This window comes from Roseateles sp. GW821-FHT09H11 (genome assembly GCF_059415845.1).
Genome location: NZ_JBWKOA010000007.1, coordinates 212499 through 223678 on the forward strand (window position 1 = coordinate 212499; position 11180 = coordinate 223678).

Below are 11180 nucleotides of genomic sequence, written 5' to 3' on the forward strand. Positions count from 1 at the left end.
CCTTCTTCGTGGGGACTCCGCGCGGTCGCGGGGTCAGCGCGCGTTCTGGAACACCACCCGCTCCGCCAGCTCGCGCGGCGCGCCCACGGTCCGGCGCTGGATGTGGTCCAACACCTGGCCGGCACGCTCGCACGTGATGGGGGCGGGGCCGGCATTGCCGTCGGTCCACAGCTTGGAGAACGCGCCGGGGGCCGTGGCGCCGACCGTGCGGGTCACGACCTCGAGTTCCAGCGGCGTCGCTTGCGGCGCGCGGGCGCGCGTGGGGAGGGCTTCCCCCGCGGCGTCGGTCAGCCAGAGGGCTTCGAGTGCCATGGCGTCCTCCGGCAGCAGCCGGCGCGGCACGGGGGAGCCGGACAACCAGGACTGGCACGTGTCGGCGCCCAGTGTCTGCGCGGCGGTCAGTTGCGCGCGCAGCACCTGCAGGTAGCGGCGGCGCAGGTCGCGCGATCCGTTCAGGAGCATCTCACGCACATTGGGGGCCAGCACGCTTTGTGCGGCGATCTGGGCCCCGGCGACGGCGTGCTCCGAGTCACCCAGCGCGAGTTGCGCCGCGCGCATGCGGCCAGCGGCCTCGTCGATCAGGCCGGGGAAACGCTGGTCGAGCCGGAACCAGGCATCGCTGGCGCGCAGGGCGTTGACGTAGTCGCTCAGCGGCGCGTACTGGCCGGGCTTGTCGCCCTCGGGCAGGGCGACGTCCAGCGTCTTCGGTGGCGGTTGGATCAGCGAGTGACGCACCAGGTCGACGGGCGGCGGATACCACATGGTGCGCGACGGCGTGCTCAGCGTCTTCTGGATGAATTCCTCCGGCAGCTCCATGCGGCGATAGGTGCGCGCGAGCTCCTGGTTGGCGATCTCGTCGAAGGCCGGATTGAAGGTGCCGCTGCTGGCGCGGTGGAAGCCGAGCTGCGCGCCCGGCATCAGCTGGCGCTTGTTGCCGGCGAGGAAGACCAGCGTGCAGGCGCTCTCGCAATTGCCGATCGCGCGCGTGCCGACGCCGCGCTGGCGGATCAGCTGGACCATGCGTTCGGCTTCGGTCACGCGGCCGCCGGGCGAGGCGACCTCCAGCAGACGCACGGCCGGCGAGGCTGCGAGCAGCGTGCCCAGCCGGCCGGCGTCCCCGGCGCCGATGGGGCCGTTGAGCTGCATCGTGCGGCCGTCGGTGCTGACGACCAGGCGCGCGTTGCCGATCGGATCGATGCCGCGCGCGAGCTTCCACAGCTCGGGGAGTTCCCCGAACACGCCCAGCGCCAGCGAGAACGCGATCTGCAGGAACGACAACAGCAGGCACAGGCGGGCGAAACCGGAGATCAGGAAGGAGCCGCCGGCGTCGACATAACCGCGCACCGAGCGCCAGGTGCCGACGGCGCTCCAGATCTCGACGAGGATCAGCAGCGGCCAGACGATCAGCAGCGCGATCGCGACGCCCTGCAGGCCGTCGCTCTTGGTGGCGAGCCAGGCGACCAGGCCCTGCACGCCGGCGGCGAGGGGCCAGGTCAGGAGGACGTGGTTGATCCAGAAGCTCTGGGCCAGGCTCTGCTCGCCGCGCCAGTGGCTGGCGATGTAGCCGATGAGCAGGCCTTCCCCGTCGGCCGGGGCGGGCCGGCTGCGCTCGACGGCGGTGCGGGACAGACGGTCATGCCAGGTGCGTCCCTCGGCATCGACGCGCGCCCACAGGAAGCCGGCGAAGAGCGGGATCGCGGAGATCAGATACCCGACCCAGCGGATCACGGCCTGCACGGGGGTCGGGCGTCCGCCGCTGCGGGCGTCCACGACCTTGATGCCGGCGACGAGCTTGCCGGGCGTGGCGCCCTGCCAGGTCCAGAACGCGACGCAGACGATCAGCGGCAGCAGCCAGTTGATGGCGATGGTGCCGGGCCGCAGATCGTTCCACTTCGACACCGGGTCGCCGTACACGGCCCACATCAACAAGGTACTCGCGGCGATCATCAAGACGCCGTCGATGACCATGGCCAGTGCGCGGGGCGCCAGGCCGACGGATTGGTTCGACATCCTCTTCTCTCCCTCTTGGGCAGGAAGTGTAAAGAGGGTGTGAACGGCTTCGTGCGTCAGCTCGACGACAGCGCGGGAGCTGTATTCATTCCGTCACAGGCATGAGGGTGGGCTTCCCCCTTTGGGAGGAGAGCGGGCGGCCTTCGGCGCAACGGCGGACCGCCAAGCATCGCGATCGCGGCGGCGGGACGCACGATGGGAACGAACCTGAAGCGGCCCAGCCTCAGCAGGTGAGCATCGCCGGTGACGAGCAGATGAGCCTGACCCGCATGGGCAGTCGCCAGGACAACGTCGTCATCGGGATCCTCATGCACCGTGGGTGGAATCGCCGACGGTGCCACCAGAGTGGTGCGACAGGCATAGTCCGCGACGAATTCGTCGGGACTGCGGGACTTCAACAACAGGCGCTTCGAGAACTTGCGGCGCCCGATGATGTCTCTCAACTCCGCCAACAGCGGTGTGCTGCACACGAGCTGGACATGAAGGGGGCCGCTGGCGGCTAGCTCGATGAGCCGCGCCGTGGCTCCCTCCCACATGAGGCCCGAAGCGACGACATTCGTGTCAAGCACGAGCCGTACTGTGCTGTGCTGCTCGCTTGCCTGCTCGGACCGCATCGACTTCCACCTGAATCTCTTGCATGACCAGTTCTTCGAGGTCTTCTTCTTCCTTCAAGAAGGCTTGGAGATCTGCGACGTGGAGCTGTCTGCGGAACATCGTCTCCAGGCGATCAGGAGCGAACAGCCCGGCGCGCGCCGCCTCGCGCGCAAGAAGGGGCGGCAGTTGGATTTCAATGGAGGTCACGGGAGAGGTCCTTTCTCGCTGCCGTGGAATGGGCATCGCGATGGACCATCGTCCCCAAGACGACGTCCCGATTCAATGACTCGTCTTGCTACACAAGCAGCCTGAAGTTGCGAGGTCGTCGTCCGGATGGTGCGCCACCGCGACTGCGCGCCCTTCAGTCATCCCACAAGAAGCGCCGGTCCGGGTAGACCACGCTCTGCGAGGTGCGGACCACCACGCCGTGCTTGAAGTGGACGTTGAAGCGCAGCAGGTAGCCGTTCATCTCCGGCGGGATGTTCCAGTCCCAGACGTCCTCGCCGCTGAGCCTGAAGAACACGCGCTTGCGCTCCCGGCCGAGCATCCGCGTGACCTGATCGGTCGTCAGGCCCGGCACGATGCGGGCGCGGTTCGCCGCGGACAGGCCGTCCGTCGTGCCGACGAGGCGGTCCTGCGCGTCCAGACGGACCATGTAGCAGGTCTGGCCGAACGGCTGGGTCGCGTACTCCAGCGTGCGGCCGCCGTCGGCCTCGGGCCAGACACGCGTCGGGGCGCCGTAGTACTGCTGCACGTCGGCGCTGGTCGTCACGCCGGCCCTCATCCGCTCATCCTTCACCGGCGTCGCGCAGCCGCTGAGAGCGACGGTCGCCACCACGGCCATCGTCGTGGCGCACAGGGTGCCCAGGCTCGTCCATTCGCGCATCGTTGTCTCCTGCAAGGCGGAGCGGCCATTGTGCGGCGATCGGGGCAGCGCACAATCCGCGCCATGTCGAGATCGCACATCCGGAAGGCGCTTGAGCACGCCGCCCTCGTCGCCTTCGCCGTGGCCGCAGGGCCGTCGCAGGCGCAAACGCCAGCGTCCGCTCCGACGCCCGCGCCAGCCACCGTGGCAAGCGGCGCGCCGTGCGTGCTGCTGTTCGGCCAGGGCCGCAACTTCGATCCCGACCAGCCCGCCGCCAACCGCCGCTGGGACGAGGCCAACGGGGCCTTCAACCTCGCCGCGCGCGAGCCGCTCGTGGCCGCGGGCCTGCCGGTGGTGAACGTGGTGCTGCCGGTGTCCGCGACGGATGTGCCACGCAATCTGCAGGGACTGGTGGCGGAGGTGCAGCGGCGCGGCTGCACGCGGGTGTTGGAGACGGCGGTGTTCGCCGATGCGGCGCAGGGGCTGCTGATCGCGCGGCTGCGCGTCTATCCGGTGCTGGGGATGCTCGGGCCGCAGGCGGCCGGCAGCGTGCCGAGGATCGGCGCGGTGGCCTACACGCAGCAGAAGGAATTCGCGCTCGACGCGCGCGTGATGGATCGCGTGAACCCGTCCCGGCTGGGACGGGTCATGGCGGAGGAGGCACTCCCGAGCCTCTCCCCAGCGGCCGGACGGCCCTGAGACCGAGACCGACCGTCAGTCGCAGCGGACCGAATCGTTGGTGACCTGCGGGTCGGTGCTCGGGTACAGGTTCTCCACCGTGCCCGGCGTCGAGAACAGGAGCACGACGCCCTTCGTGATGATCGAGGTCACGGGCATCGGGAAGTGCACGGCGTTCTCGTCGTCCGCCGGCGCGAAGTTGCTGGCGTTCATGCCCGGCGCCGATCCGATCGTCTTGAAGGTCGCGCCGATCAGCAGCAGGTCGGTCGTGTCCGCCTGGGCAAAGATGCATTCGCCGGCGTCCTGAGGGATGCTGATGTCCGAACTCGGATAGGGGTCAGTGCCTGCCTGGTCCTTGTAGTAGATGCAATCGGCGAAGTTGCCGTCCGCACTCACGGTGCCAGCGACGTAGATGGTAGTAGCCATGTTTTCCTCTCCTGGGATGTGGTGGTGATCCGGATCAGGAAGGAAACTCCGCAGACCGGTCGCGTTGCAACCATCGTGCTGCCTGCCTCACGTCTTCTCTCTCTTCCCGACCCAAGCAGGATTGGGCCTCAACCCATGCCTGCGTGATCTGCTGATGAACCCGGATCGCCGCGCCCTTCTTCACGAGGAAGTCATCGACCTCCCGGCACACGGCGCGGCGCTCCGTTTCGTCCGCCGCCGGTCCGCCGGGCGCGAGCAAAGCGATCAGCCGGCGGCGCGTTTCCACGTAGCTGGAAATGAAGTTGAGATCGACCGGGCGCCTCGCCAACATCGCCTGCTGCCCCCGCCGGGTGTCCTGCAACTCGCGGATGGCGCCCGCCGTGTCGTGCAGCTGAGCCAGCGCATGCGATGTGAGCCATGCCAGCTGCGACGGCGAGTCCAGCAGACTGCGCTGGGGGTTGGCGGGGTCGCGGATCTCCGGCATGCGCGCTCTCAGCGCGCGGGCGCCGGCCAAGACCTCGGCCGGCGTCAGACTCGATTCACGGAAGCCGAGATCGAAGACCTCCGAGGTGTACAGGTTGACGCGCCATTGTGAGTTGGACGGATCCTGTTGCAGCAGATCGCGCAGCATGTCCAGCACCTTGCGGGAGGCCCGCTGCGACTCCTCGTGCCGGCGCAGGCGTGACAGCGCATCGGCCTGCCAGCGCAACATGATCGCCTCGCGGTAAACCCATTTCGCGTCCTTGGGCGCGTTGCTCCTCACCTGCGCGATGATCGCCGCGCCTTCGGCGAAAAGCCGCGCCGCGGCGGCGTTCATGCCCTGCTGGAAATAGACCGTGCCCAGCCAGCTCAGGCTGTCGGCCAACTCCATGCGGCTGTCGACGCTGGGAGAACGATTGGCCGCGATGCTCTTGCGCTTGAGGTCGATGGATCGACGGAAGTAGTCCGCTGCGCCCTCCAGGTCGACGCGGCTCAGCCGCGCGGATCCCAGGCTGTTGTAGGCGTAGGACAGCTCGATGAGCGCCTCGAGGTTGTCCGGCTCGGCATCCAGCCAGGCCTGCTCGGAATCGCGATAGGCCAGCCAGGCGGACGTGGCCTGGTCCAGGTCCCCGCCGATGTAGTGGATATGTCCGGCCCAGAACGCGGCCGCTCCCTGGGCCTTGAACCACTCGCCGGTCAAGGCCTTCGAGGGCGGGAGCCCTGTCAACAGCCGGCGCGCGACGGCCAGCGGTTCCTGTGCCTCCTTCAAGGCGCGCTTGGTCACGCGTACCTCGCCGATCACGGTCAGCGCCTTGGCTCGCTGAAGCCGTTCCTCCGGCGTGGCGTTGTCGTCCTGCGCCAGATACGTCAGCGCCTTGCTCCCCACGCTGTCGAGCAGCTCCAGCCGGCCCACGGGCCGCAGCTTGTCGGCGAACTCCCCGAGCATGTAGCTCAGCAGATCGTCCGCCTGTTGCCGCCGCTCCTGCGCCTGATGTTCGGCCCGCTCGGCACGCCGCGCCTGCAGCACGCTGAGCCCGGTCAGCGACACCATCGCCAGCACGGCCACGCTGCTGGCCGCCACGCTCCACCGGTGGCGCCGGACGAACCGCCCCAACACATAGAGCCGCGTGTCAGGTCTTGCCGTGATCGGCTCATGCGCCAGCCAGTGCCGCAGGTCGACGGCCATCGACTCCGCGTTGGCATAGCGCTCGGACGGCTTCTTCTTCAGCGCCTTCCCGACGATCGTGTCCAGGTCGCCGCGCAGCAGCTTGGCCTGGCGCGCGATGACCGGGTCGAGCTGGTCGCTGGCCACCTCCGACAGCCGCTTGGGCACGAGCTCGACGACGGCGCGCAGCCGGTCGAGGTGGGTCTGCGTGTCGTCCGCCGTCGGATGGCGGCCGCCCAGCATCTGGTAGAGCAGCACGCCCAGCGCGTAGACGTCCGTCGCGGTCGTGACGTCGGCCTGCTGGACCTGCTCCGGCGCCGCGTACTGCGGCGTGAACGCGCTGCCGGCGCGCTGCGTGAGTTCCGTCGCCGCGCCCGAATGCGTGGCATCGTCGAGCAGCTTGGCGATGCCGAAGTCCAGCAGCTTCACCTGCCCGTCGTGTGTGACCAGGATGTTGCTGGGCTTGAGGTCGCGGTGCAGGATCAGCCGCGAATGCGCGTGCGCGACCGCCGCCAGCACGTCGAGGAAGAGCTGGATGCGCGACTCGACGTCCAGCGCGTTGATCTGGCAGTGGCGGTCGATCGGCAGGCCGTCGACGTACTCCAGCACCAGGTAGGGCTGGTGCCCGTTGTGCACGCCCGCGTCGAGCAGCCGCGCGATGTTGGGATGCGAGAGCCGCGCAAGGATCTGTCCCTCGCGTTCGAAGCGCCCGCTGTCGCCCTTGCCGAACAGGCCGGACTTCAGGAACTTGACGGCGACCTGGCCCTCGAAGCGGCCGTCGGCCCGGCTCGCGAGCCACACCGCGCCCATGCCGCCCTGGCCGATCTCGCGCTCCAGCTCGTAGGGGCCGAGCGACTCGCCGCGCAAGTCCAGCGGCGGCACCGCCGACGGCACCGGTCCCTGCAGCGCCTCCGCGGCGGGCTGCTCCAGGAAGCCGTCGTCGTTCAGGGCCTCGTCGCGCGCGAGCAGCGCCTCGAGGTGCTCGGCCATGGCGACGTCGCCGGCCCGGATCTCCTCGAGCCGGCGCACGCGGTCCGGCCCCTCCAGGTCCAGGAGTTCGTCGAGCAGCGGACTCAGCGCGATCCAGCGCTGTTTATCGAGTGCGTCCATCGGTCGGGCGTCTTGTGTCGGTGAGGACGACGGGTCTCGGACCCGACCCGGCGGGGGTCAGTCCTTGAGGCTCATCGAAAGCAGGATTCTCGCCTTCTGCCAGTCCCGCTGGACGGTCCTTTCGGTGACGCCGAGGGCTTCCGCGATTTCCTGCTCGAGCAGCCCGCCGAAGTAGCGCATCTCGACCACCTGCGCCAGGCGCGGATCGATCGTCGCCAGCTCCTCCAGCGCCTCGTGCACGCGCAGGATGCTGTCGTCGGATTGCGGCGTGCCTTCCACGACGGCGGTGTTCAGCGTCAGGTCCGGCTGGTTGCCGCCGCGGCGCTCGGCCTGGCGCGCGCGCACCAGGTCGATGACCACGTGGCGCATGGTGCGGGCCGCGTAGGCCAGGAAGTGGCGCCGGTCCGGGAACGTCTGCCCCTGCGAACCGGCGAGCCGCAGCCAGGCCTCGTGCACCAGCGCGGTGGTGTCCAGCAGGGTCAGGTCTCCTGCCTGCCGGATGCGCTGCCGCGCCAGGCGCTGAAGGTCGCCGTACAGCTGCGCCACCACCTGGTCAGCGGCGGACCGGTCCCCTTGACCGGCGTCGTGCAGCAGTTCGGTGATGTCCTTCATGGAGCAGAACTCTAGCGGCCCCGTATGACCCTGTTACACAGGCGCGGGCGACGGATGACGCGATCAGCGCCATGGAGGCGTCAATTCAAGGGTTTCCACTGAGAAGATTTTTGTTAGCGGATGTCGGGATGGCCGTTGGGGATCCGTTTTAGATAGATGAGGACACGGCTTGGTCAATGTGGCAAGGGAGGCCGGCATGGATCGGGCTGCTTCAGCGGGTCGTGTCCTCACCCTCTTCATTCGCACCCGCGGAAGGCCGATCAAAGGCAAAGGCGCGGGCGTGACCCGTCTTCCGCCTGGAGCAGTTGCGCATGAGTCCGTCCACCGCCGCCGCAGCGCCCGCCGACGCCTTGGAGCAGGCCCCGGTCGGGCTCCTCAAGCCGACGCGCCAGACGCCGGCGCTGTGGGTGCCGCGGGTGGATTCGCTGGCCGAGTTCGGCCTCATGATCTCGCGCCAGCTGACACAGTGCCGCCGCTACGGCGGGCACCTGTCGGTGCTGTGGCTGGAGGCCGAGGCGGCGGCGACCGCGGCGCAGGCCATGGCCGGTGCCGACGATGTCGGTGAGGACGAGGGCGAGGGCGAGGGCGAGGGCGCCCGGGAACGCGCCGCCGCGGCCGAGGTCCGGGACGGGCTGATGACGGCCGTGGGTCGCCGCGTGCGCAGCCGGGTGCGTGGGACCGACATGGTCCTGCAGGTGGGCGAGACCAGCTTCGCGGTGCTGCTGCTGGATGCCGGCGTCGCCGAGGCGCACCTGGTGCAGCACCGTCTGGAGACCGCGCTCAACGGGCCGTACGGCGTGGGTGCCGTGACGATGCAGGTGCGCCTGCAGATGGGCATGGCGTCCTTCCCGGAAGGCGGCGCGCGCGGCACCGATCTTGCGGAAAGCGCGCGCCAGGATCTGCGCCGGCGGATGCGCTGAGACCGGATCAGGATCCGGCGCCTCCGCCGTCGCGATCTCCCCCCGGTCAGAAATCCTGGCCGTAGACGATGAACCCCTTGTGTTCCGCGACGCGGTCGTACAGCGCGCGACCGGCGGCATTGGTCGTGTGTGTCTGCCAGTAGAGGCGATGGCCGCCTCGGGCCTGGACGGCGGCCGTGACGGCCGCGATCAGCGCACGCCCGACGCCGCGGCCGCGGACGTCATCGGCGGTGAACAGGTCCTGCAGGTAGCAGGTGTCCTCGATCCGAGACGTGCTGCGATGGAAGAGGTAGTGCGTCAGGCCGACCAGCCGACCGTCGAGTTCCGCGACGAAGGCGTGCACCGGCTCGCGCTCGTCGAAGAAGCGCGACCACGTGGACGCGGTGACGGCCTCGGGCAGGGCGGTCTCGCCCACGCGTCCGTAGAAGGCGTTGTAGCCGTCCCAGAGCGGACGCCAGGCGGCGAGGTCGGACGGAGCGATCGGACGGACGACGAGATCTGAGGACATGCGCGGTGAAGCTGAGGGCCGAGCCCGGGGTTGAAAAGGCCCGGATCATCAGCCCTGGTGTCCGCACGATCAAGCCGTCGCTGGCGCGCGGGGTGAGCGGACGTCTCAGCGCACCGGCGTGGTCGGCGCCTCGATCGCCTTCATCACCTCGCGCCACGGCACCAGCTTGAAGTTCTGCCGGCCCATCGGCCAGCGCTTGTGGCCGTCCTGGACGACGAGCAGGCCCTCGCCGTATTCGCCGCCGAGCGATGCCGAGGTCACGTCCAGGCCGTCCGTCTCCGACGCCGCGTCGATGCCGCGCGCCGGGTTCAGTCCGACGCGGAAGCGTCCCTTGACCGCGTGCGGCGCGTCGGCGTCGAGCACCACGTAGCTGTCGTTGCCCTGCGAGGACACCACCAGCCATGCGCCCGCCGCGCTGCGATGCACCGCCATGCCCTCGACGTCGGCATGCAGCACCTCGCCGACCGGCAGGATGAGCGTCGCGTCGCCGAGCCGGCCGTCCGCGTCCAGCGCCACGCGCCACAGGCCGCGCTTCTCCTCGCCGATGAACAGCTGCCGGCCGGGCTCGTCCGCGACGCAGCCTTCCGGCTGCGTCGCCAGCTTCATCGACGCCACCGTCTCCGACGTCCACACGCCGGCCTTGCGCGTCACGCGCATCTGCAGGAGCCGGCCATCCTTGTCGTTGACGAACACATCCAGCCCGCCTGCCGGATGGCGGGCGCTGCAGACGCCGTAGACCTCGTCCAGCCCCGTCGGCAACTCGGCGAGCGTCGAGACCTTGCCCGCGCCGTCGATGCCGAAGAGCAGCACGCTGCGCTGGTCGCGCTGCGTCGCGACCGCGAGGTCCCAGGTGCGATCGCCGTCGCGCACGCGCTGGCGCAGGTCGACGTTGTTGACCCGGCCGACCGGCAGGAACTGCGTCTCGCGACCCTGCAGGTCGTAGACCGCGAGGCCGCGCTTCTTGTCGGTGCCGAGGATGCGGCTCCGGGACGGCCGGGTCGGATGGACCCAGATCGCCGGGTCGTCCGCCGCATCGCCGCCGCCGCGCACCGGCTCGGTCTGCGCCGAGGGCGTCGCGACCGGGATCACGGGACGCGGCTGCGCCGCGCGAGCGTCGAGCCAGAGCGCCATGTCCTGCGGCGCCAGACCGGGGGCGACGAGCTCACGGCCCGCGCGCTCCGCATCCGCGACGAAGGCCCACAGGCCGACGCCAGCCTCGGCGACGTACAAGGTCGCTTCGTCGTCGCGCACCGTGCAAGCCTTGGCATCGGGGACCGTGGCGAGCTGACGCAACACCTGGCCCCTCGCGAAATCCTTGCCACCGTCCTTGCTGTTGCCGCTGCTGTTGCCGCTGCGGTTGCTCTTGGCGCTGCCCTGGCCATGGTTCGACGGCCCCAGCACCCATTGCTCGGCCAACCCGTCGCTGCTCAGCAGGAACGCCTGCAGCGTCTGCTGCCGTGGCTCCAGGTACAGGCAGATGGCTTCCACATCGAAGGCGGGGCCATGCCAGTGCGCGCGTTCACGCAGCTGCCGATCGCCCACCTCGATGAGGCGCAGGGCGCCGGAGTCGGCGTCCTGCAGCAGCGCGACCGTCGTCCCGTCCGCCAACTGGCGGCGATCCCAGCGCTTGGCCCGGACGCCGAACTCGTCCACCACCTGACCCTTGTCGTCGAGCAGGCGCAGCCCGCTCTTGCCGAGTTCGAGCGCCGTTTTCGGCGTCGCCGCGCCGGCGGAGAACCCCGCCACCGACAGCGTCGCGGCGAGTGCGGCAGTGGACGCGAATGCGCGAATCGTCTTTGTCATCATCGTCAT

Annotated in this window: 11 protein-coding genes; 2 read left to right on the top strand and 9 right to left on the bottom strand. The window is 69.6% G+C overall.

The window, feature by feature from the left end:
* Positions 1-33: 33 nt before the first annotated feature.
* From AC07PR_RS23040 to AC07PR_RS23055, 4 genes are all read right to left on the bottom strand, one after another.
* Positions 34-2010 (bottom strand): RDD family protein, encoded by a 1977-nt coding sequence (locus AC07PR_RS23040; RefSeq protein ID WP_495136687.1) that lies wholly within the window; start codon positions 2008-2010, stop codon positions 34-36.
* A 56-nt stretch (positions 2011-2066) separates the two neighbouring features.
* A complete protein-coding gene (locus tag AC07PR_RS23045) occupies positions 2067-2579 on the bottom strand; it encodes a putative toxin-antitoxin system toxin component, PIN family (protein WP_495136688.1) in 513 nt (170 codons plus the stop codon).
* Positions 2572-2811, bottom strand: coding sequence for a hypothetical protein (locus AC07PR_RS23050; protein WP_495136689.1), 240 nt, complete (start codon positions 2809-2811; stop codon positions 2572-2574). Before AC07PR_RS23050 ends, AC07PR_RS23045 begins: the two co-directional genes overlap by 8 nt.
* Before the next feature lie 154 nt (positions 2812-2965).
* On the bottom strand, positions 2966-3490 hold the full coding sequence (locus tag AC07PR_RS23055; RefSeq protein ID WP_495136690.1) for an outer membrane protein assembly factor BamE: 525 nt from the start codon (positions 3488-3490) through the stop codon (positions 2966-2968).
* 63 nt (positions 3491-3553) lie between these two features.
* Between AC07PR_RS23055 and AC07PR_RS23060 the strand changes: the two genes are divergently transcribed.
* Positions 3554-4168, top strand: coding sequence for a hypothetical protein (locus tag AC07PR_RS23060; protein WP_495136691.1), 615 nt, complete (start codon positions 3554-3556; stop codon positions 4166-4168).
* A gap of 15 nt (positions 4169-4183) precedes the next feature.
* Here the strand turns inward: AC07PR_RS23060 and AC07PR_RS23065 are convergent, their stop codons facing one another.
* From AC07PR_RS23065 to AC07PR_RS23075, 3 genes are read right to left on the bottom strand one after another with little or no spacing between them, the layout of a single operon-like run.
* Positions 4184-4573, bottom strand: a complete 390-nt coding sequence (locus AC07PR_RS23065) for a hypothetical protein (protein WP_495136692.1) — start codon at positions 4571-4573, stop codon at positions 4184-4186.
* 34 nt (positions 4574-4607) lie between these two features.
* Complete coding sequence (locus AC07PR_RS23070) at positions 4608-7328, bottom strand: serine/threonine protein kinase (protein ID WP_495136693.1); 2721 nt, start codon at positions 7326-7328, stop codon at positions 4608-4610.
* A gap of 57 nt (positions 7329-7385) precedes the next feature.
* Positions 7386-7940, bottom strand: coding sequence for an ECF-type sigma factor (locus AC07PR_RS23075; protein ID WP_377158483.1), 555 nt, complete (start codon positions 7938-7940; stop codon positions 7386-7388).
* A gap of 311 nt (positions 7941-8251) precedes the next feature.
* Here AC07PR_RS23075 and AC07PR_RS23080 point away from each other — a divergent pair, with 311 nt between their 5' ends.
* Complete coding sequence (locus tag AC07PR_RS23080) at positions 8252-8860, top strand: diguanylate cyclase domain-containing protein (RefSeq protein WP_495136694.1); 609 nt, start codon at positions 8252-8254, stop codon at positions 8858-8860.
* Positions 8861-8906: 46 nt separating this feature from the next.
* Here the strand turns inward: AC07PR_RS23080 and AC07PR_RS23085 are convergent, their stop codons facing one another.
* Positions 8907-9368 (bottom strand): GNAT family N-acetyltransferase, encoded by a 462-nt coding sequence (locus AC07PR_RS23085; protein ID WP_377158480.1) that lies wholly within the window; start codon positions 9366-9368, stop codon positions 8907-8909.
* Positions 9369-9473: 105 nt separating this feature from the next.
* Positions 9474-11171 (bottom strand): phytase, encoded by a 1698-nt coding sequence (locus tag AC07PR_RS23090; RefSeq protein WP_495136695.1) that lies wholly within the window; start codon positions 11169-11171, stop codon positions 9474-9476.
* Positions 11172-11180: the final 9 nt, after the last annotated feature.

Coding starts and splice junctions, on each gene's coding strand:
- AC07PR_RS23070 (WP_495136693.1), bottom strand. CDS start 7,328: ATGGACGCACTCGATAAACAGCGCTGGATCGCGCTGAGTCCGCTGCTC.
- AC07PR_RS23055 (WP_495136690.1), bottom strand. CDS start 3,490: ATGCGCGAATGGACGAGCCTGGGCACCCTGTGCGCCACGACGATGGCC.
- AC07PR_RS23090 (WP_495136695.1), bottom strand. CDS start 11,171: ATGACAAAGACGATTCGCGCATTCGCGTCCACTGCCGCACTCGCCGCG.
- AC07PR_RS23085 (WP_377158480.1), bottom strand. CDS start 9,368: ATGTCCTCAGATCTCGTCGTCCGTCCGATCGCTCCGTCCGACCTCGCC.
- AC07PR_RS23080 (WP_495136694.1), top strand. CDS start 8,252: ATGAGTCCGTCCACCGCCGCCGCAGCGCCCGCCGACGCCTTGGAGCAG.
- AC07PR_RS23040 (WP_495136687.1), bottom strand. CDS start 2,010: ATGTCGAACCAATCCGTCGGCCTGGCGCCCCGCGCACTGGCCATGGTC.
- AC07PR_RS23075 (WP_377158483.1), bottom strand. CDS start 7,940: ATGAAGGACATCACCGAACTGCTGCACGACGCCGGTCAAGGGGACCGG.
- AC07PR_RS23060 (WP_495136691.1), top strand. CDS start 3,554: ATGTCGAGATCGCACATCCGGAAGGCGCTTGAGCACGCCGCCCTCGTC.
- AC07PR_RS23065 (WP_495136692.1), bottom strand. CDS start 4,573: ATGGCTACTACCATCTACGTCGCTGGCACCGTGAGTGCGGACGGCAAC.